The sequence below is a fragment of the Pseudomonas sp. VE 267-6A genome (assembly GCF_024126555.1).
GTDB classification, from domain to species: domain Bacteria; phylum Pseudomonadota; class Gammaproteobacteria; order Pseudomonadales; family Pseudomonadaceae; genus Aquipseudomonas; species Aquipseudomonas palmensis.
The window spans coordinates 144062-164330 of record NZ_JAMYBY010000005.1; the positions used below are offsets into that span (position 1 = coordinate 144062).

The window sequence follows — 20269 nt, forward strand, 5'->3', positions numbered from 1 at the left end:
CTCAGGCCTCCTGCATGAATTGCTGCCGATACTGGTTAGGCGACAGCTCCGTGTGCTGCCTGAACAATCGCGCAAAAAAGCTGGCGTCGTCATAGCCCACCTCGTAGCTGATGGTCTTGATGCTCTTGCGCGTCCCTGACAGCAAGCCCTTCGCCGTCTCGATCCGCAGCCGTTGCAGATAATGCAGCGGCTTGTCCCCCGTCGCACTCTGGAACCTGCGCATGAAGTTGCGGATGCTCATGCCATGGTTGCGTGCCACGTCCTCGAAACGGAACTTGTCGGCGAAGTGTTCCTCCAGCCACTGCTGGATCTGCAGGATGATCAGGTCCTGGTGCAGCTTCTGTCCGCCAAAGCCCATGCGCCCCGGGGTGTAGTTGCGTTGCACCTCGTAGAGGATGTCGCGGGCCACGGCCTGGGCCACGTTGGCCCCGCAGAAGCGCTCGATCAGGTAGATGTACAGGTCGCAGGCCGAGGTGGCGCCGCCGGCGCAATAGAGGTTGTCGGCATCGGTGAGGTGCTTGTCCTGGTTCAGCGACACCTTCGGGAAGCGTTCGGCGAACTGGCCGAAGAAGCGCCAGTAGGTGGTGGCCTCCTTGCCATCGAGCAGGCCGGCCTCGGCCAGCCAGAACACGCCGCTGGCCTCGCCGCACAGCACAGCGCCACGGGCATGCTGCTCGCGCAGCCAGGGCAGGACCTGGGGGTAGCGCTGGCACAGGGCATCGAAGTCGTCCCAGAACGCCGGCAGGATGATCACGTCGGCCTGCTCGAGGCCGCTGTCCACCGGTAGCTGCACGCCGCTGAAGCTCTGCACGGGCAGCCCGTCGGGGCTAACGAGGCGGGTTTCGAACATCGGTTGCAGGCCCAGGCCCAGTTGCTTGCCATAGCGCAGGCTGGCCAGGTGGAAGAAATCCTTGGCCTGCATCAGGGTTGATGCGAATACCTTGTCGATGGCCAGGATGCTGACGCGCCGCAGCGATGCGGTAGGTTGGGTAAACATCATTGTCGTTATTCTTATAGGGTAGAGTGGTCAATCACCGGCTGGATCGTCTTATTTTTTGGCGATTGTGTCTACCCTCGGTTCCCGCAGCGGGCTGCGGGAACCGTTGCAGCGCTTTACGGGGCGGGGTTGGGCTGGTCCTGGTGGATCGCATCGATGGCGGCCAGCAGCTCGTCACCGAGCTTCAGGCTGGCGCTTGCCAGGTTGCTGTCCAGTTGTGCCAGCGAGGTGGCGCCGATGATGTTGCTGGTCACGAACGGCTGCTGGGTCACGAAGGCCAGGGCCATCTGCGCCGGGTCCAGGCCGTGCTCGCGGGCCAGGGCCACATAACGGCTGCACGCGGCGACGGTCTGCGGGTTGGAATAGCGCGAGAAGCGGTTGAACAGGGTCAGGCGGCCGTTTTCCGGGCGCGCGCCGTTCTCGTACTTGCCCGACAGCATGCCGAAGGCCAGCGGCGAGTAGGCCAGCAGGCCGCACTGCTCGCGGATGGCGATTTCCGCCAGGCCCACTTCGAAGCTGCGGTTGAGCAGGTTGTACGGGTTCTGGATCGAGACCGCACGGGGCCAGCCGCGGCTTTCGGCCAGTTGCAGGAACTTCATGGTGCCCCACGGGGTTTCGTTGGACAGGCCGATGTGGCGGATCTTGCCTGCCTTGACCTGTTCGTCGAGCACTTCGAGGGTTTCCTCCAGCGGCGTGAAGTGGTCCTGGGGCAGGTGCTGGTAGCCCAGCTTGCCGAAGAAGTTGGTGCTGCGCTCGGGCCAGTGCAGCTGGTACAGGTCGATCCAGTCGGTCTGCAGGCGCTTGAGGCTGGCGTCCAGGGCTGCCACGATGTGCTGGCGGTTGTGCTTGAGCTGGCCGTCGCGAATGTGGCTGATGCCGTTGCCGGGGCCGGCCACCTTGCTGGCCAGGATCCAGCCGGCGCGATCGCCGCGCTGGCTGAACCAGTTGCCGATGATCTGCTCGGTGGCCGAGTAGGTTTCCGGGCGCGGCGGCACCGGGTACATCTCCGCGGTATCGATGAAATTGATCCCGGCCGCCTTGGCCCGTTCGATCTGGGCGAAGCCCTCGGCCTGGTCGTTCTGCTCGCCCCAGGTCATGCTGCCCAGGCACAATGCACTCACGTTGAGGTCGGTGCGACCCAGCTGGCGATACTCCATGACGATCTCCACGGCAAAAGAAGCATAAAAGCAGGTTGATATTTTTTCTGCAATCTGGATAATTCTGCACCTCTCTCAGCAGTGGAAGTGATGCCCCGCCGCCGAAGAATCTTGCCGAGTATTGGACGTGCTGACCCGAGCCCCCGATAGCGTCCGTATCCGGCTGCCTTTGACCTTGTCAAAGTACGCACTATTCAGTAAGATCTGCCGTCTTAAAATTGCGGGACGGCCCCTGAGGCTATAAAGAATGAAAACTTTTACTGCTAAACCGGAAACAGTAAAACGCGACTGGTTCGTCGTTGACGCTGCTGGCAAGACCCTGGGTCGTCTGGCCACTGAGATCGCGAGCCGTCTGCGTGGCAAGCACAAGCCAGAATACACCCCTCACGTTGACACCGGCGACTACATCGTCGTGATCAATGCCGAGCAGGTACGTGTTACTGGTGCCAAGACTTCGGACAAAATGTACTACTCCCACTCCGGTTTCCCGGGCGGCATCAAGGAAATCAACTTCGAGAAGTTGATCGCCAAAGCGCCTGAGCGCGTGATCGAGACCGCGGTAAAGGGCATGCTGCCTAAAAACCCGCTGGGTCGCGACATGTACCGTAAGCTGAAAGTCTATGCGGGCGCTGTACACCCTCATACTGCTCAGCAGCCCCAAGAACTGAAGATTTAACGGAATAGTTCATTATGTCGGCGACTCAAAATTACGGCACTGGCCGTCGCAAGACTGCAACCGCACGCGTTTTCCTGCGTCCGGGTACTGGCAGCATCTCCATCAACAACCGCTCCCTCGAGACCTTCTTCGGTCGTGAAACCGCGCGCATGGTAGTTCGCCAGCCGCTGGAACTCACCGAAACCACCGAGAAGTTCGACATCTACGTCACCGTCATCGGTGGTGGTGTCAGCGGTCAAGCGGGCGCTATCCGTCACGGTATCACCCGTGCACTGATGGACTACGACGAAACCCTGCGTGGCGCTCTGCGCAAAGCTGGCTTCGTTACCCGTGACGCTCGTGAAGTCGAGCGTAAGAAAGTGGGTCTGCGTAAAGCACGTAAGCGTCCTCAGTACTCCAAGCGTTAATTCGCTTCGGCGTTCAAAAAAAGCCCGGTTCCTGGTGGAACCGGGCTTTTTTTATGTCTTGAATAAAAGGGGCTGCCGACCCTGTGTGACAACTTGCCGCATAGACGCAGGTCAAGTGCTATAAGGGATACAGCCTTTATGCCGGGTAATAACCTTGTCTTCGATGGGTCTTTTCATTACCATGCGGCAAATTTTTAGCAGTTCGAAATTTATTTTTAGCAGTTCGAAATTTACTTAGTAGATGCCTGTTGCAACAGGCCACAAAGCTGATGGGAGAGGACTGAATGAGCAATGACGGCGTCAATGCAGGCCGGCGTCGCTTCCTGGTAGCAGCCACGTCCGTGGTGGGTGCTGCAGGAGCGGTGGGGGCTGCGGTCCCGTTCGTAGGGTCATGGTTTCCCAGTGCCAAGGCGAAAGCTGCCGGTGCACCGGTCAAGGTCAACATCGCCAAGGTGGAGCCCGGCCAGCAGATGATTGCTGAATGGCGCGGCCAACCCGTGTTCATCGTCCGCCGCACCGAGGAGATCCTGGGCAACCTGAAGAAGATCACCGGTGAGCTCTCCGACCCCGAGTCCAAGGCGTCGGAGCAGCCGGCCTACGTCGACCCGTCGAACCGCTCGATCAAGCCGGAAATCCTCGTGCTCGTCGGCCTGTGCACCCACCTGGGCTGCTCGCCGACCTTCCGTCCCGAAGTGGCGCCTGTCGACCTGGGTCCCAAGTGGGTGGGTGGCTATTTCTGCCCATGCCACGGCTCCCACTACGACCTCGCCGGCCGCGTCTACAAGTCCCAGCCAGCGCCGCTCAATCTGCCAGTGCCACCGCACTCGTACGAGTCGGATGACATCATCGTCGTCGGCGTCGATCAGGAGAACGCGTGATGAGTAAGTTCATGGACTGGGTTGACGCCCGCTTCCCCGCCACCAAGATGTGGGAAGATCACCTGAGCAAGTACTACGCACCGAAGAACTTCAACTTCTTCTATTTCTTCGGCTCCCTGGCCCTGCTGGTCCTGGTCAACCAGATCGTGACCGGCGTGTGGCTGACCATGAGCTTCACCCCTTCGGCCGAAGAGGCGTTCGCCTCGGTCGAATACATCATGCGTGACGTCGAATACGGCTGGATCCTGCGCTACCTGCACTCCACGGGTGCGTCGGCGTTCTTCATCGTGGTCTACCTGCACATGTTCCGTGGCCTGCTCTACGGCTCGTACCAGAAGCCACGCGAGCTGGTATGGCTGTTCGGCATGCTGATCTACCTGGCGCTGATGGCAGAGGCCTTCATGGGCTACCTGCTGCCCTGGGGCCAGATGTCGTACTGGGGTGCCCAGGTGATCATCTCGCTGTTCGGCGCCATCCCGGTCATCGGCGGCGACCTGACCCAGTGGATCCGTGGCGACTACCTGATCTCCGGCATTACCCTGAACCGCTTCTTCGCCCTGCACGTGGTGGCCCTGCCGATCGTGATTCTCGGCCTGGTGGTGCTGCACATCCTGGCGCTGCACGAAGTGGGTTCGAACAACCCGGATGGCGTGGACATCAAGAAGAAAAAGGACGAGAACGGCATTCCGCTGGACGGCATCCCGTTCCACCCGTACTACACCGTCAAGGATATCGTCGGCGTGGTGGTGTTCCTGTTCGTCTTCTGCATGATCGTGTTCTTCTTCCCGGAAATGGGCGGCTACTTCCTGGAGAAACCCAACTTCGAACAAGCCAACGCGTTCAAGACCCCGGAGCACATCGCCCCTGTGTGGTACTTCACGCCGTTCTACGCGATCCTGCGTGCGGTACCCGACAAGCTGCTGGGCGTGATCGCCATGGGTGCTGCGATCGCGGTGCTGTTCGTGCTGCCATGGCTGGACCGTAGCCCGGTCAAGTCGATGCGCTACAAGGGCTGGATGAGCAAGGCCTGGCTGTGGGTGTTCTGCATCTCCTTCGTGATCCTGGGCGTGCTCGGCGTGCTGGCGCCAACCCCGGGTCGCACCTTGCTGTCGCAGGTATGTACCTTCCTGTATTTCGCCTACTTCATTCTGATGCCGTTCTACACCAGGCTCGAGAAGACCAAACCGGTTCCGGAAAGGGTGACTGGCTGATGAAAAAGCTATTTGCAGTATTGCTCCTGGCAGTGATGCCTTCGCTGACCTTCGCCGCCGAACACGGCGTGGAACTGGACAAGGTCGACATCGACCTGACCGACAAGGCCGCCATGCAGGACGGCGCACGGACCTTTGCCAACTATTGCATGGGTTGCCACAGCGCCAAGTTCCAGCGTTACGAGCGTGTCGCCGATGACCTGGGCATCCCGCACGAGCTGATGCTCGAGAAGCTGGTGTTCACCGGCGCCAAGATCGGCGACCACATGAACATCGGCATGCAGCCGGCCGACGCCAAGGCCTGGTTCGGTGCGGCGCCGCCCGACCTGACCCTGGTGGCGCGGGTACGCGGCACCGATTGGCTGTACAGCTACCTGCGGGCCTTCTACGAGGACCCGTCACGCCCTTGGGGTGTGAACAACAAGGTCTTCCCCAACGTTGGCATGCCAAACGTGCTGGTGGGCCTGCAGGGGCGTCAGGTGGTCGGTTGCAAGCAGATCCAGACCGTGGTCGAGGGCAAGAAGCAGTTTGACCCGCTCACCGGTGCCCCGCTGACCCACGAAGCGTGCGATCAGCTGACCATCGTGCCGAAATCCGGTACCCTGACCGACGAGCAGTTCGACGAGAAGGTCAAGAACCTGGTGACCTTCCTGGCCTACTCGGCCAACCCGGTCAAGCTGCAGAGCCAGCGCATCGGCACCTACGTGCTGCTGTACCTGGCCTTCTTCTTCGTGTTCGCCTACCTGCTCAAGCGCGAATACTGGAAGGACGTGCACTGATCACAGGGTAAAATCTGTTAGTTTAACGCGCGCCCTGGGGTCCCTCTGCAGTATGGAGGGCCCCCAGGGCGCGTTTGCATTTGTAATTTCATAAGTTCAACACGCGAGGAGGACCCCCATGGGCGTGACCAATCGGTTAGCCTGCTACTCCGACCCCGCTGATCATTATTCTCATCGGGTGCGCATCGTTCTCGCCGAGAAAGGTGTCGGCGTCGAGATCATCAGTGTCGAAGCCGGGCGCCAGCCGCCCAAGCTGCTGGAAGCCAACCCGTATGGCAGCGTACCGACCCTGGTTGATCGTGACCTGGCGTTGTATGAGTCGACCGTGGTGATGGAATACCTCGACGAGCGCTACCCGCACCCGCCGCTGTTGCCGGTCTACCCGGTGGCGCGTGCCAACAGCCGCCTGCTGATCCACCGTATCCAGCGTGACTGGTGTTCGCTGGTGGACCTGATTCTCGACCCGCGCAGCAAGGAGCCTGCCCGCGTGCAGGCGCGCAAGGAGCTGCGCGAGAGCCTTACCGGCGTTTCGCCGTTGTTCGCCGACAAGCCTTGTTTCCTGAGTGAGGAGCAAAGCCTGGTGGATTGTTGTCTATTGCCCATACTGTGGCGTTTGCCGGTATTGGGTATCGAACTGCCGCGGCCAGCCAAGCCGCTGCTCGATTACATGGAGCGTCAGTTTGCGCGGGAAGCCTTCAAGGCCAGCCTGTCCGCCGCTGAACGCGATATGCGTTAGGTTTTAAGGAGCCGTTGATGAACTCCAGTCGTCCGTATCTGGTGCGAGCCTTGTATGAGTGGATCGTGGACAACGATTGCACGCCGCACATGCTGGTCAATGCCGAGTACCCTGCGGTGCAGGTGCCTCAGGGCTTCGCCAGCGATGGCCAGATCGTTTTGAACGTGTCGCCCAATGCTGTGCGTCACTTGCACATGGATAACGAAGCCGTGAGCTTCGAGGGGCGTTTCGGTGGGGTTGCCCACACGCTGTATGTGCCTGCCGGCGCCATCCTGGGTATCTATGCCCGTGAGAATGGCCAGGGCATGGTGTTCGAACTCGAGCCGCCACTGATGGAGGATGACGACCTCGAGGACGAGGGCGTCGAGCCGGATGATGACGGCCCGCCGAGTGGCGGGCAGCCGCCGCGGCCAAGTGGGCGTCCGAGCCTGAAAGTGGTGAAATGAAAAAAGGCGACCTTGCGGGGTCGCCTTTTTTTTGGGCCTGTGTGCTTACAGGTCGGTGATGGTGCGCACCTGATCCTTGTTCACACGGGTGCGTTTGCCGTCGAGCTGCTGGAACTCGTAGAAGCCGGAGCTGCGTTCGAGTTTCGGCGCGTCGACCGCCTGGAACTCACGGCCATCATTGAGGGTGATCAGGCTTGGGGTGGAGCAGCCGGCCAGGGTGGCGAAGGTAGCGATCAGCAGGGTGGCGAACAGGCCGTTCTTCATGGGTATTCCTGTGGGGTGTCGGTGGGGGTTGCGGTGCGCCGGCGGCTTCACGCCCTTCACCGGCGAGGCCGGTGAAGGGCGTGAAGCCGCGGTCAGTCAATGTATTCGAACAGCTTGACGATCTTCTGCACACCCGACACGCCTTGCACCAGGTTGGTGGCCTGATTGGCTTCCTGCTGGGTCAGCAGGCCCAGCAGGTAGACGATGCCGTTCTCGGTCACCACCTTGATGCGCGAACCGGGGATGTTGCTGTCGGTCAGCATCTGGGCCTTGATCTTGGTGGTCAGCCAGGCGTCATTGTTGCGCGCCAGCAGCGAGGAGGGCGGCAGCACCTGAAGTTCGTTGTGCACCTTCTTGACCCGCTGCACCTGACCGGCGGTCTGCTCGGCCAGGCTCTTGAGGTCGGCGCGCGGGGTCTGCCCGGCCAGCAGCACGATGCCGTTGAAGCTGGTGACGACGATGTGCGAGTTCTTGTCCAGGTCCGGGCTGGCCTTGGCCACGTTCACCGCTACCTTGGTTTCGATCAGCGAGTCGTCGATCTTGCTGCCGAAGGTGCGGGTGCCGCGATCGTCCTCGATCGGGTTTTCGCGGCTGGCAGTAATCACCGAACTGCAGCCGGTGATGCTCAGGCACAGGGTCAGGGCCATCAGGCCAAGGCGATTAGGGGTCATTCTTCACTCCCGAACAATTGGCTGTCGATCAAGTCGCAAAGGCAGTGGATCGCCAGCAGGTGGACTTCCTGGATGCGTGCGGTGACGGTGGCCGGTACGCGAATCTCCACATCTTCGGGCAGTAGCAGCGAGGCCATGCCGCCGCCATCGCGTCCGGTCAGAGCTACGACAATCATTTCGCGATCATGTGCGGCCTGGATCGCCTGAATGATGTTCGCCGAGTTGCCGCTGGTGGAAATCGCCAGCAGCACGTCGCCCGGTTGGCCCAGGGCGCGGATCTGCTTGGAGAAGATCTCGTTGTAGCTGTAGTCGTTGGCGATCGAGGTAATGGTCGAGCTGTCGGTGGTCAGCGCGATGGCCGGCAGGCTCGGGCGCTCGCGCTCGAAGCGGTTGAGCAGTTCGGACGAGAAGTGCTGGGCATCGCCCGCCGAGCCGCCGTTGCCGCAGGCGAGCATCTTGCCCTCGTTGAGCAGCGCGTTGACCATCACCTGACTGGCTTGCTCGATGTGTGGTGCAAGGACTTCCATCGCCTGTTGCTTGGTGTTGATGCTGGCCTGGAATAGCTGGCGAATTCGGGATTGCATGTCCATCTGTGTGACCTTAAGTGGGGCGGCTGGTCGGGCGTGTCGCAACGTCTTGAAGACCCTGCGGCACATGACTGTGCAGCCCGCGAAACAAAGAGCAAAAAAGTTGAGTGGGTAACGGATGCATCAAGCGGGGCGGGTTCAACTGTCGAAAGCGTTCTTCAGCCAGTCGAGCGGTGTGCCCGAGTGGCCGCGGCCCTGCAGGGCAATCACGTCGAAACGACAGGGCTGGTTGGCCCAGCGCGCCTCCTGCTGCAGAAAATACTGGGCCGCTAGCACCAGTTTTTGCTGTTTGCGGGTATCGACGCTGGCCAGTGCTCCGCCAAAGCCCGCGTGCAGCCGGTAGCGGACTTCGACGAATACTACTGTATCGCCGTCAAGCATGACCAGATCAAGCTCGCCGCGTTTGCATCGCCAGTTCTGCGCCAGCAACTGCAGGCCCTGCGCCTGAAGGTAATGCAGGGCCTGCTGTTCGGCCGCGATACCCGCGGCCTGGCGAGAACCGTCGGGCATCAGCGCGGGGTGTCCGGCAGGCGCTTGACCTGACCGCCGGTGAACTCGGCCCATGGCAACTGGCGTTCGATGCGCTGGTTGGCGTTCATGCTCAGGCTGCCGGACAGGCCTTCGATACGGTTGTCCGGCAGTGCCTTGAGCTGGCCCAGGCGCGGCGCGAGGCTGTAGGCATCGGCACCCATCGCGTACAGGCGACCGATGCTGCCAGCCGCTTGCGGCCACTGGCGTACCACCTGCTGGCGCAGGCTGTTGCCGGTGTCGAGCAGCCACGGCGTTTCGCAGAAGCGAATGCCGTTCATGTCGTTGTACTCGTTGACGTTGCCGCTGGCGCTGTACACGTTGGAGGTGGCATACACCGGTACGTCACCGGCGTACTGGAAGTTCAGTGTCGGCTTGATCTGCTGGGCCTGGGTCGGGGTTGCGGCCAGGAAGATGAAATCGATGTCCTGGCGACGCGATGGCTGTGCCGAGACACTGCCGCCCACGGTGCTCTGCAGGCTCTTGGCGCGGCCTTCGCTCTGGCGCAGCTGGAACAGGTCGGCGATCTGCTGGGCCAGGGCTACCGGCTGCGACACGTGGGCAGCGGCAATCAGGGTGCCGCCCTTGGCTTCCCAGTCCTGGCGGAAGGCCTTGAGTACGCGATCGCCCCATTCGCCGCTCGGCACCAGGGCCACGGCACGACGCATGCCGTCGGCCTGGGCGCGGCGCGAGACTTCGCGGGCTTCGTCTTCGGCGGCCAGGCCGAACTGGAACAGTTGCGCCGGGCCGGTCTGGCCGGCGTCGCTGTAGTTCAGTGCCAGGGTGGTGATCGGCAGTTGCGGGTAGGCGCTCAACTGCTTGACCAGGTTCTTCTCGAGCGGGCCTACCACCAGCTGGACGCCGCTGGCCTGGGCCTTGCGGTAGAAGTCATCGAGGGAGGTCAGGCGCGAGCTGTCGAAGACTTCGACCGAAGGCGGCTTCTGGCCGGCCTGCTGGGCCTGGAAGTGCGCCGCCATGAAGCCGTCGCGCAGGGCGCGGGCGACACCTGCCAGCGGGCCTTCCTGGGGCAGCAGCAGGGCGATCTTGGTCAGCGGCTGGCTGGCCAGTTCCTTGAGTTTGAGCAGGGGCTGTGGCAGTTGCACGGCGGCAGGGTGGCCGGCGTGCTGGTTGCGCCAGCTTTCGATGGCGGCCTGCTGCTGTTCGAGGGTGCCGGCGCTCTTGACGGCCAGGGCCAGGCTGGTCCAGCCGGCCATCACGTCGGTGCCGGTGCCTTGCAGTTGTTCGGTGGGCAGGGCGGCAACCAGGTTCCAGATGGCCTCGTGGTTGGCACTGGCGGCGGCGCCGCTGAGCAGGGGAGCCATGGCGACGCGCTGTTGCGCGGCAGCCAGGGTCTGGCCATCGGCTTCCAGGGCGGCGGCATGCACGCTGCGGGTGCGCACCTGAAGCTCGGGCGGCAGTTCGTCCAACCGGGCCAGGCTCGGGTGGCTCAGGGCGGTGAGGGCGGCCTTGGGCTGGTTGCGGCTCATCGCCAGCTCGGCGCCAAGGGTGCTGGCGAACACTTGCTGGGCCGGCTTGAGGGTGTCGAGTGGCACCTGCTCGAGGATCCGCGAGGCCCGTGCGAAGTCTTTCTGGTGGTAGGCCAGGTCAGCGGCGCTCAGGCGCAGCAGTGCAGCCTTTTCAGGTGTCTTGCTGGTGGCGGCCTGGTCGAGCAGTTGCTCGATGCTGGCATCCGGAGTGCGCGGCAGCTCACCCAGGCTGGACGAGGGCGAACTGGCGCAGGCTGCCAGCAGGGCAGCGAGGCAGAGGGCTGAGAGCAGCCGCAGGCAAGCGATCATGTAAAAATCCTGTTACTCGATCAAATTAACCTGCAATTGTACCCAAGCGCTGGCCGGGGCGCGATCTTGCTGGCGTTAATCCTTCAATATAGGTCGCCCTGCGCAGGCGTGCCGCCGCTGTGGGTAACGCATTGTTGCCGCCTTACGGGCTACAATGGCGCTTTGTTCTCTATTTACAGGTGTGTGCTGTGACCGATGCTCCAGGTGCTTCCAATTCCACTGCCGGCAAGCTTTTCGTGGTGGCTACGCCCATTGGCAACCTGGATGACATGAGCGCCCGGGCCTTGAAGGTACTGCGCGAGGCGGCGCTGATCGCGGCCGAGGACACGCGCCACTCGGTCCGCTTGCTGCAGCACTTCGGCATCAACACGCCGCTGGCCGCCTGTCACGAGCACAACGAGCGCGACGAGGGCAGCCGCTTCATCACGCGCCTGCTGGCCGGCGACGATGTGGCGTTGATCTCCGATGCCGGTACGCCGCTGATCTCTGACCCGGGCTACCATCTGGTGCGCCAGGCGCGAGCGGCGGGCATCGATGTGGTGCCGGTACCGGGCGCCTGCGCACTGATCGCGGCGTTGTCGGCGGCGGGCCTGCCGTCCGACCGGTTCATCTTCGAGGGTTTTCTGCCGGCCAAGGCGGTAGGTCGCCGCGCGCGCCTGAGCCAGGTCAAGGAAGAACCCCGTACGCTGATTTTCTATGAGGCGCCACACCGCATTCTGGAGTGTCTGCAGGATATGGAGGCGGTGTTTGGCGGCGAACGGCCGGCGTTGCTGGCTCGTGAGCTGACCAAGACCTTCGAGACCCTGAAGGGGCTGCCCCTGGCCGAGCTGCGCGCGTTTGTCGAAAACGACAGCAATCAGCAGCGTGGGGAGTGCGTGGTGCTGGTGGCGGGCTGGACCGCCCCGGAGAACGAAGAGGCCGTGAGCAGCGAAGTGATGCGCGTGCTTGATCTTCTGCTGGCAGAGATGCCGCTCAAGCGTGCAGCAGCCCTGGCGGCGGAAATTACCGGGGTGCGGAAGAATGTTTTGTATCAAATAGCGTTGGAAAAACAGAAAGACCACTAATGTCATAGTGATATTATTTGTTTTATCGCTTGTTCTCGGGGCCCGCTGCCGTTAACCTTTGCGGCGGAGAGTCGATTGGACAGTCGCTGCCTTCTTTTGTTCCGCAAAAGAGGGGGGAGGAAAGTCCGGGCTCCATAGGGCGGAGTGCCAGGTAATGCCTGGGGGGCGTGAGCCTACGGAAAGTGCCACAGAAAATAACCGCCTAAGCACTTCGGTGCCGGTAAGGGTGAAAAGGTGCGGTAAGAGCGCACCGCACGGCTGGCAACAGTCCGTGGCTAGGTAAACCCCACTCGGAGCAAGACCAAATAGGGTTCCATATGGCGCGGCCCGCGTTGGAACCGGGTAGGTTGCTAAAGGCGTCCAGTGATGGCCGTCGTAGAGGAATGACTGTCCTCGACAGAACCCGGCTTACAGATCGACTCTCCACCTTTTCCCTTCCTGCTTGATTCGATAGCAGATGTGTTCTGGTAATACCAAAAAAATCTTACTCTTCATAAATCACTTTAACTTTGCACTCTATCCGTTTGAGTGAATTTGCCTTTCCCCGTCAAAACCCCTCTCGATTCTCCTCTTTGTATCGCCTTGTTGCTCTAAATCGCCGATCTGTAAGGGTTTTCCTTATAAGCGCGCCTTGACGGTGTGGTGGGCGGATTCCTATAGTGTGCGCAAGTGGCGGAAAGTGGCATGAAGTGGGTTTTCAGACACAAAAAAGCTAACATTTAGGGAAGTGCAGCCGTGTTTCGCGGAGCCAACGCAATCAACCTCGACGCAAAAGGCCGTCTCGCAATGCCGAGCCGGTACCGTGACGAGCTCGATTCGCGCAGTTCCGGGCAGTTGATCGTGACGATCGACGCGGTTGATCCCTGCTTGTGCGTGTATCCGCTGGATGAGTGGGAACTGATCGAAGCCAAGCTGCGTGCCTTGCCGTCGTTACGCGAAGAGAACCGTCGCCTGCAGCGTCTGCTGATCGGCAATGCGGTGGATCTGGAGCTCGACGGCAGTGGGCGTTTCCTGGTGCCACCGCGTCTGCGCGAGTACGCCAAGCTGGACAAGCGGGCGATGCTGGTGGGGCAACTGAACAAATTCCAACTGTGGGACGAGGACGCCTGGAACGCTGTTGCTGCAGCTGACCTGGTGGCCATTCAACAACCGGGCGCGATGCCTGATGAACTGCGTGATCTGATCCTGTGACTATAGATAGTGGCTTCAAACACATCACCGTACTGCTTGACGAAGCCGTCGAGGCTCTCGCCGTACGCGCCGATGGCTGCTATCTGGATGGCACCTTCGGGCGTGGCGGGCACAGCCGGCTGATTCTCCAGCACCTGGGGCCGCAGGGTCGGCTGCTGGGGTTCGACAAGGACCCACAAGCGATTGCCACCGGGCAAGCGCTGGCGGCCGAAGACGGCCGCTTTGTCATTGTGCAGCGCAGTTTCGCCGAGCTGGGCGCCGAAGTCGCCGAGCGGGGCCTGTCCGGCAAGGTCAATGGCATCCTGCTCGACCTGGGCGTGTCCTCGCCGCAGCTCGATGACCCCGAGCGCGGCTTCAGTTTCATGAACGACGGCCCGCTGGACATGCGCATGGACCCGAGCCGTGGCGTCAGCGCCGCCGAATTCATCGCCACCGCGCCGGCCGAAGAAATCGCCCGCGTGTTCAAGGAGTACGGCGAAGAGCGTTTCGCCAAGCGCATGGCCAACGCCGTGGTCGCCCGTCGCGAGCAGCAACCCTTTACCCGTACCGCCGACCTCGCCGAAGTGCTCAAGGTCGCCAACCCCGCGTGGGAAAAGGGCAAGAACCCCGCCACCCGTGCTTTCCAGGGGCTGCGCATTCACGTCAACAACGAGCTGGGCGACCTCGAAGCCGGGCTCGAGGCTGCCCTCGACACGCTCGAGATCGGTGGCCGTCTGGTGGTCATCAGCTTCCATTCGCTGGAAGACCGCATCGTCAAGCTGTTCATGCGCAAGCTGGCCAAGGGAGAGGCCGACAACCTGCCACGCAACCTGCCGGTACAACACAAGCCCTTCGAGCCCAAGATCAAGGTCCATGGCAAGGCGCAGTTCGCCTCCGAGGCCGAGCTCAAGGCCAACCCGCGCTCGCGTAGCGCGGTCATGCGTGTGGCGGAGAAGCTGCGTTGAGCAGGCTTTTTGCCAAGCCTTTGCCAGGCGGCAGCTTCCTGATGCTGCTGCTGTTCATTGGCGTGCTCGTTTCGTCGGTGGCGGTGTCCTACAGTGCGCACTGGAACCGCCAGTTGCTCAATACCCTGTACGGCGAGCTCAACGAACGCGACAAGGCGCAGGCCGAGTGGGGCCGGTTGATTCTGGAACAGAGCACCTGGACCGCCCACAGCCGCATCGAGAATCTGGCCAGCGAACAGCTGCACATGCGCATTCCCGCCGCTGACGAAGTACGGATGGTGGCGCCATGATGAAACTTGAAGGCGCACTCTACCCGTGGCGGTTCCGCGTTGTGGTCGGCCTGCTGGTGATCATGGTGGGGGCCATTGCCTGGCGTATCGTCGACCTGCAGGTGGTCGACCGCGACTTCCTCAAGGGGCAGGGCGATGCCCGCAGCCTGCGTCACATTCCGATTCCTGCGCACCGCGGGCTGATCACCGACCGCAACGGCGAGCCGCTGGCCGTGAGTACGCCGGTTACCACCCTGTGGGCCAACCCCAAGGAGATGCAGGCTGCCAAGGACCGCTGGCCGGCGCTTGCCGCCGCGCTCAAGCAGAACCCGCAGCAACTGGCCGAGCGCCTCGAACAGCAGGCCAACAAGGAATTTATCTACCTGGTCCGCGGCCTTACCCCGGAGCAGGGCCAGGTGGTGCTCGACCTCAAGGTGCCCGGCGTGTATGGCATCGAAGAGTTCCGCCGCTTCTATCCCGCCGGCGATGTCGCTGCGCACATGGTCGGGTTCACCGACCTCGACGATCACGGTCGCGAGGGGGTGGAGCTCGCCTACGACGAGTGGCTGGCCGGGGTGCCCGGCAAGCGGCAGGTGATCAAGGACCGGCGCGGCCGGCTGATCAAGGACGTACAGGTCACCAAGAACGCCAAGGCCGGCAAGACCTTGGCGTTGTCCATCGACCTGCGTCTGCAGTACCTGGCCACCCGCGAACTGCGTAACGCGATTGCCGAACAGGAAGCCAAGGCCGGTAGCCTGGTGATCATGGATGTGAAGACCGGCGAAGTGCTGGCCATGGTCAACCAGCCCACCTACAACCCCAACAACCGCCGCAGCATGTTCCCGGCGGCGATGCGCAACCGTGCCATCATCGACGTGTTCGAGCCGGGCTCCACGGTCAAGCCTTTCTCCATGAGCGCCGCCCTGCAAAGTGGGCGCTGGAAGCCGACCGACAAGGTCGAGGTCTATCCGGGCACCCTGCAGCTGGGCCGCTACACCATTCGTGACGTGTCCAGGAGCGAAGGCCCGATCCTCGACCTGACTGGCATCCTGATCAACTCCAGTAACGTGGGCATGAGCAAGATCGCCTTCGATATCGGTGGCGAGTCCATCTACCGCGTGATGTCGCAACTGGGCCTGGGCCAGTACACCGGCCTGGGCTTCCCGGGCGAGCGTGTCGGCAACCTGCCCAACCACCGCGAGTGGCGCAAGGCCGAGACCGCAACCCTGTCCTACGGCTACGGCCTGTCGGTGACCGCGTTGCAGCTGGTGCATGCCTACGCCGCGCTGGCCAACAACGGCAAGATGGTACCGCTGAGCATTCTCAAGGTGGACAAGACCCCGGAAGCCACCCAGGTGGTGCCCGAGGATACCGCCAAGACCATCCAGGGCATGCTGCAGCAGGTCATCGAAGCGCCACGTGGCGTGTTCCGTGCGCAGGTGCCTTCCTATCACGTGGGCGGCAAGTCGGGTACGGCCCGTAAGGCCACCGTCGGTTCCAAGGGCTACACCGAGAACGCCTACCGCTCGCTGTTCACCGGCTTCGGCCCGATGAGCGATCCGCGCTATGCCATCGTGGTGGTGATCGACGAGCCGAGCAAGGGTGGCTACTTCGGCGGCCTGGTATCGGCGCCGGTATTCAGCAAGGTCATGTCCGGCACCCTGCGACTGATGAACGTGCCGCCAGACAACCTGCCGGCTCCTACTCCACAGCAGCAGGCCGGTGCTGCGCCCGCCAAGGGAGGGCGCGGTTGATGTCGATGCCATTGAGTAAGCTGTTTGCCCTGAGCGGCAACAACGACCCGTTGATCCGCGAACTGACCCTGGACAGCCGCAAGGTCCGCGCCGGGGACTTGTTCCTGGCGGTGCCGGGTGCGCGTGTCGACGGCCGCGAGCATATTGCCGATGCGCTCAAGCGCGGCGCGGCAGCCGTGGCCTATGAAGTGCAGAACACCACCGTGCTGCCGATCACCGATGTGCCGATGATTCCGGTCAAGGGCCTGATTGCCCAGCTGTCGGATATCGCGGGGCGCTTCTATGGCGAGCCGAGCCGCCAGCTCGAGCTGATCGGCGTGACCGGCACCAACGGCAAGACCAGCGTCACCCAGCTGGTGGCCCAGGCGCTCGACCTGCTGGGCCAGCACTGCGGCCTGATCGGCACCCTGGGTACCGGTTTCTACGGCCAGCTGCAAAGTGGCCGGCTGACCACGCCAGATCCGATTGCCGTGCAGTCGACCCTGGGCGACCTGAAGAAGGCTGGCGCCAAGGCCGTGGCCATGGAAGTGTCCTCCCATGCGCTGGAACAGGGCCGGGTAGCGGCACTGGCCTTCGACATCGTGGTAATGACCAACCTGTCACGCGATCACCTTGACTACCACGGCAGCATGGAGGCCTACCAGGCCGCCAAGGCGCGCCTGTTCGCCTGGCCCGACCTGCGCTCGCGGGTGGTCAATCTGGACGATGCCTTCGGGCGTGAGCTGGCGGCGCAGAAGGGTGATTCGCGTCTGATCAGCTATAGCCTCGTCGACGCTGCCGCCTCGCTGTACTGCCGCGAAGCGAAGTTCGACGACGATGGCGTGCGTGCGGTGCTGGTAACGGCACAGGGCGAGCATATGCTGCGCAGCCGCCTGCTCGGGCGCTTCAACCTCAGCAACATGCTGGCCGCGGTCGGCACGCTGATGGCGATGGATCATCCGCTGGACGAAATTCTCAAGGTCACGCCGCAGCTCGAAGGCCCCGTAGGGCGCATGCAGCGCCTGGGCGGTGGCAGCAAGCCGTTGGTGGTGGTCGATTACGCCCACACCCCCGATGCCCTGGAAAAGGTCCTCGAAGCCCTGCGTCCCCATGCGCAAGGCAAGCTGCTGTGCCTGTTCGGCTGCGGCGGCGACCGCGATCGCGGCAAGCGCCCGCTGATGGCCGAAGTGGCCGAGCGCCTGGCCGACCGCGTGCTGGTCACCGACGACAACCCGCGCAGCGAGGCGCCCCAGCAGATTTTCGACGATATCCGCCCAGGCTTTGCCCGGGGTGAAAGCGTCGAGTTCATCGCCGGCCGTGGCCCGGCGATTGCGCACCTGATCGCCACCGCCGCTGCCGACGACGTCATCGTGCTGGCGGGCAAGGGGCACGAGGATTACCAGGAGATCAACGGCGAGCGCCATGACTTCTCCGACCTGGTCGAGGCCGAAAGAGCCCTGGCAGCCTGGGAGGCCCCGAATGCTTGAGTCAATGTCCCTCAGCCAGTTGGTAGCGCCGCTGCAGGGCCGCCTGCATGGCCAGGATGCAACCTTCGATGGCGTCAGCATCGACAGCCGCGCGATCACCCCTGGCCAGTTGTTCGTCGCCCTGGCCGGGCCGCGTTTCGACGGTCACGATTACCTGGACGAAGTGGCTGCCAAGGGCGCCGTTGCGGCGCTGGTGCAGCACGAAGTGCCGGGCAGCAGCCTGCCGCAACTGGTGGTTGCCGATACCCGCCTGGGCCTGGGCCAGTTGGGGGCGCTCAATCGCGCCGCCTTCGACAAGCCGGTTGCCGCAATCACCGGCTCCAGTGGCAAGACCACGGTCAAGGAGATGCTGGCCAGCATCCTGCGCACCCGCGGGCCGGTACTGGCCACCCGTGGCAACCTCAACAACGACTTCGGCGCACCGCTGACCCTGCTGGAACTGGCCCCGCACCATACGGCCGCGGTCATCGAGCTGGGCGCCTCGCGCATCGGCGAAATCGCCTACACCGTCGGCCTGACCCGGCCGCAGGTGGTGATCATCAACAACGCCGGTACCGCTCATGTGGGTGAGTTCGGCGGGCCGGAGAAAATCGTCGAAGCCAAGGGCGAGATCCTCGAAGGCCTGGGCCAGGATGGCGTGGCGGTATTGAACCTGGATGACAAGGCGTTCGGCATCTGGAAACAGCGCGCCGGCCATCACCCTGTGATCACTTTCGCCCTGGCCAATGCCGACGCAGATTTTCATGCCACCGACATTCGTCACGACGAACGCGGCTGCCCCGGTTTCGAATTGCGCAGCCCGCTGGGCAACGCCCGCGTCCAGCTCAACCTGCTGGGCACTCACAATGTCAGCAACGCCCTGGCCGCCGCGGCTGCCGCACAGGCTTTCGGCGTGACACTGGAAGGCATCGTCGAGGGTCTTGACGCGGTGCAGCCGGTCAAGGGCCGCACCGTGGTGCACATGGCGCCCACCGGTGTGCGCGTGATCGACGACAGTTACAACGCAAACCCCACCTCCATGTGCGCTGCCGTTGATATACTCGCCGGCTTTTCCGGGCGTACCGTCCTGGTGCTCGGGGATATCGGCGAATTGGGCCAGTGGGCCGAGGAAGGGCATCGGCAGGTCGGCGCATACGCCAGGGGCAAGGTTGCAGCACTTTATGCCGTGGGCCCGATGATGGCCGAAGCGGTCAAGGCATTTGGCACCGGGGCCCATCATTTCGCCACTCAAGCTGACTTGATCGACGCCGTTCGCGTCGAGCAGGCCAACAACACCACCATTTTGATCAAGGGTTCGCGCAGCGCTGCGATGGAAAACGTCGTGGCGGCCTTGTGCGGTTCCAGCGGGGAGAAACATTAATGCTGCTGCTGCTGGCTGAGTATCTGCAACAGTTCTACAAAGGCTTCGCGGTCTTTCAGTACCTGACCCTGCGCGGGATTCTGGGTGTACTGACCGCGTTGTCGCTGGCCCTGTGGTTGGGCCCCTGGATGATTCGTACCCTGCAGATTCGCCAGATCGGTCAAGCCGTGCGCAATGACGGCCCTCAATCGCACCTCTCCAAGTCCGGCACCCCGACCATGGGCGGTGCGCTGATTCTGTCTGCCATCGGCGTGAGCACGCTGCTGTGGGCCGACCTGACCAACCGCTATGTGTGGGTGGTGCTGATCGTCACCCTGCTGTTCGGCGCCATCGGCTGGGTCGACGACTACCGCAAGGTGATCGAGAAGAACTCGCGTGGCCTGCCAAGCCGCTGGAAGTACTTCTGGCAATCGGTGTTCGGCCTGGGCGCGGCGATCTTCCTGTACATGACCGCGCCCACCAGCGTGGAAACCACCCTGATCGTGCCGATGCTCAAGGATGTCACCATCCCGCTGGGCATCGGCTTCGTGGTGCTGACCTATTTCGTCATCGTGGGTTCGAGCAACGCGGTCAACCTGACCGACGGCCTGGACGGCCTGGCGATCATGCCGACGGTGATGGTCGGTGGTGCGCTGGGTATCTTCTGCTACCTGTCGGGCAACGTGAAGTTCGCCGAATACCTGCTGATCCCCTACGTGCCGGGCGCCGGCGAGCTGATCGTGTTCTGCGGCGCGCTGATCGGCGCGGGCCTGGGCTTTCTGTGGTTCAACACCTACCCGGCGCAGGTGTTCATGGGTGACGTCGGTGCCCTGGCACTGGGTGCCGCGTTGGGCACCATTGCCGTGATCGTGCGTCAGGAGATCGTGCTGTTCATCATGGGCGGCGTGTTCGTGATGGAGACCCTGTCGGTGGTGATCCAGGTGGCCTCCTTCAAGCTGACCGGCAAGCGCGTGTTTCGCATGGCACCGATCCACCACCACTTTGAACTCAAGGGTTGGCCCGAGCCTCGGGTGATCGTCCGCTTCTGGATCATCACCGTGATTCTCGTGCTGTTCGGCCTTGCCACCCTGAAACTGAGGTAGAAACGA

The 20269-nt window shown here is 62.7% G+C and carries 22 protein-coding genes and 1 other RNA gene; 16 read left to right on the top strand and 7 right to left on the bottom strand.

Annotation, left to right across the window (positions count from 1 at the left end; genetic code table 11):
- Window position 1 precedes the first annotated feature (1 nt).
- On the bottom strand, window positions 2-898 hold the full coding sequence (locus tag NJH59_RS07315; RefSeq protein WP_167400212.1) for a GlxA family transcriptional regulator: 897 nt from the start codon (window positions 896-898) through the stop codon (window positions 2-4).
- Between the two features lie 215 nt (window positions 899-1113).
- Window positions 1114-2154, bottom strand: coding sequence for an NADP(H)-dependent aldo-keto reductase (locus tag NJH59_RS07320; RefSeq protein ID WP_104571972.1), 1041 nt, complete (start codon window positions 2152-2154; stop codon window positions 1114-1116).
- 247 nt (window positions 2155-2401) lie between these two features.
- Between NJH59_RS07320 and rplM the strand changes: the two genes are divergently transcribed.
- From rplM to NJH59_RS07355, 7 genes are all read left to right on the top strand, one after another.
- Window positions 2402-2830: a 50S ribosomal protein L13 gene (gene rplM / locus NJH59_RS07325; RefSeq protein ID WP_043862045.1), complete on the top strand. Its 429-nt coding sequence runs from the start codon at window positions 2402-2404 to the stop codon at window positions 2828-2830.
- 14 nt (window positions 2831-2844) lie between these two features.
- Entirely contained in the window at window positions 2845-3237 is a 393-nt protein-coding gene (rpsI, locus tag NJH59_RS07330) for a 30S ribosomal protein S9 (protein WP_043862046.1), read from the top strand.
- Between the two features lie 284 nt (window positions 3238-3521).
- Window positions 3522-4115: a ubiquinol-cytochrome c reductase iron-sulfur subunit gene (gene petA / locus NJH59_RS07335; protein WP_043862047.1), complete on the top strand. Its 594-nt coding sequence runs from the start codon at window positions 3522-3524 to the stop codon at window positions 4113-4115.
- Window positions 4115-5326: a cytochrome bc complex cytochrome b subunit gene (locus NJH59_RS07340; RefSeq protein ID WP_043862048.1), complete on the top strand. Its 1212-nt coding sequence runs from the start codon at window positions 4115-4117 to the stop codon at window positions 5324-5326. Before petA ends, NJH59_RS07340 begins: the two co-directional genes overlap by 1 nt.
- On the top strand, window positions 5326-6105 hold the full coding sequence (locus tag NJH59_RS07345) for a cytochrome c1 (protein WP_043862049.1): 780 nt from the start codon (window positions 5326-5328) through the stop codon (window positions 6103-6105). The genes NJH59_RS07340 and NJH59_RS07345 overlap by 1 nt, the downstream gene beginning before the upstream one ends.
- Before the next feature lie 118 nt (window positions 6106-6223).
- Window positions 6224-6841 carry a glutathione S-transferase N-terminal domain-containing protein gene (locus NJH59_RS07350; RefSeq protein ID WP_043862050.1) on the top strand — a complete coding sequence of 206 codons (618 nt, stop codon included), beginning with the start codon at window positions 6224-6226 and terminating at the stop codon, window positions 6839-6841.
- Between the two features lie 17 nt (window positions 6842-6858).
- Complete coding sequence (locus NJH59_RS07355) at window positions 6859-7287, top strand: ClpXP protease specificity-enhancing factor (protein WP_043862051.1); 429 nt, start codon at window positions 6859-6861, stop codon at window positions 7285-7287.
- Between the two features lie 45 nt (window positions 7288-7332).
- On the opposite strand, the gene NJH59_RS07360 is transcribed toward NJH59_RS07355, so the two are convergent.
- From NJH59_RS07360 to NJH59_RS07380, 5 genes are all read right to left on the bottom strand, one after another.
- Window positions 7333-7551, bottom strand: a complete 219-nt coding sequence (locus tag NJH59_RS07360; protein WP_043862052.1) for a YgdI/YgdR family lipoprotein — start codon at window positions 7549-7551, stop codon at window positions 7333-7335.
- Window positions 7552-7643: 92 nt separating this feature from the next.
- On the bottom strand, window positions 7644-8222 hold the full coding sequence (locus tag NJH59_RS07365) for a BON domain-containing protein (RefSeq protein WP_043862053.1): 579 nt from the start codon (window positions 8220-8222) through the stop codon (window positions 7644-7646).
- Window positions 8219-8812 (bottom strand): phosphoheptose isomerase, encoded by a 594-nt coding sequence (locus tag NJH59_RS07370; RefSeq protein ID WP_043862054.1) that lies wholly within the window; start codon window positions 8810-8812, stop codon window positions 8219-8221. The genes NJH59_RS07365 and NJH59_RS07370 overlap by 4 nt, the downstream gene beginning before the upstream one ends.
- Before the next feature lie 135 nt (window positions 8813-8947).
- On the bottom strand, window positions 8948-9319 hold the full coding sequence (locus tag NJH59_RS07375) for a YraN family protein (RefSeq protein ID WP_043862055.1): 372 nt from the start codon (window positions 9317-9319) through the stop codon (window positions 8948-8950).
- On the bottom strand, window positions 9319-11133 hold the full coding sequence (locus NJH59_RS07380; protein ID WP_058540875.1) for a penicillin-binding protein activator: 1815 nt from the start codon (window positions 11131-11133) through the stop codon (window positions 9319-9321). The genes NJH59_RS07375 and NJH59_RS07380 overlap by 1 nt, the downstream gene beginning before the upstream one ends.
- 188 nt (window positions 11134-11321) lie before the next feature.
- On the opposite strand from NJH59_RS07380, the gene rsmI reads away from it, so the two are divergent.
- The 9 genes from rsmI (at window position 11322) to mraY (ending at window position 20263) form a co-directional block, all read left to right on the top strand.
- Window positions 11322-12197, top strand: a complete 876-nt coding sequence (gene rsmI, locus NJH59_RS07385; protein ID WP_043862057.1) for a 16S rRNA (cytidine(1402)-2'-O)-methyltransferase — start codon at window positions 11322-11324, stop codon at window positions 12195-12197.
- A 67-nt stretch (window positions 12198-12264) separates the two neighbouring features.
- Window positions 12265-12624, top strand: an RNA gene (rnpB, locus tag NJH59_RS07390) — RNase P RNA component class A.
- A gap of 308 nt (window positions 12625-12932) precedes the next feature.
- Window positions 12933-13388 (top strand): division/cell wall cluster transcriptional repressor MraZ, encoded by a 456-nt coding sequence (gene mraZ / locus NJH59_RS07395; RefSeq protein ID WP_043862058.1) that lies wholly within the window; start codon window positions 12933-12935, stop codon window positions 13386-13388.
- Between the two features lie 2 nt (window positions 13389-13390).
- The gene (gene rsmH, locus NJH59_RS07400; protein ID WP_088515589.1) at window positions 13391-14332 is read left to right on the top strand and encodes a 16S rRNA (cytosine(1402)-N(4))-methyltransferase RsmH; all 942 of its coding nucleotides are present in this window, start codon (window positions 13391-13393) and stop codon (window positions 14330-14332) included.
- Window positions 14329-14622, top strand: coding sequence for a cell division protein FtsL (gene ftsL / locus NJH59_RS07405; protein ID WP_043862060.1), 294 nt, complete (start codon window positions 14329-14331; stop codon window positions 14620-14622). The genes rsmH and ftsL overlap by 4 nt, the downstream gene beginning before the upstream one ends.
- Complete coding sequence (locus tag NJH59_RS07410; protein WP_162484872.1) at window positions 14622-16355, top strand: penicillin-binding protein 2; 1734 nt, start codon at window positions 14622-14624, stop codon at window positions 16353-16355. Before ftsL ends, NJH59_RS07410 begins: the two co-directional genes overlap by 1 nt.
- On the top strand, window positions 16355-17821 hold the full coding sequence (locus NJH59_RS07415) for a UDP-N-acetylmuramoyl-L-alanyl-D-glutamate--2,6-diaminopimelate ligase (RefSeq protein WP_078479520.1): 1467 nt from the start codon (window positions 16355-16357) through the stop codon (window positions 17819-17821). Before NJH59_RS07410 ends, NJH59_RS07415 begins: the two co-directional genes overlap by 1 nt.
- Window positions 17814-19181, top strand: a complete 1368-nt coding sequence (murF, locus tag NJH59_RS07420; protein ID WP_058540877.1) for a UDP-N-acetylmuramoyl-tripeptide--D-alanyl-D-alanine ligase — start codon at window positions 17814-17816, stop codon at window positions 19179-19181. The genes NJH59_RS07415 and murF overlap by 8 nt, the downstream gene beginning before the upstream one ends.
- Window positions 19181-20263 carry a phospho-N-acetylmuramoyl-pentapeptide-transferase gene (mraY, locus tag NJH59_RS07425; RefSeq protein WP_043862064.1) on the top strand — a complete coding sequence of 361 codons (1083 nt, stop codon included), beginning with the start codon at window positions 19181-19183 and terminating at the stop codon, window positions 20261-20263. The genes murF and mraY overlap by 1 nt, the downstream gene beginning before the upstream one ends.
- The last annotated feature ends 6 nt before the right edge of the window (window positions 20264-20269 follow it).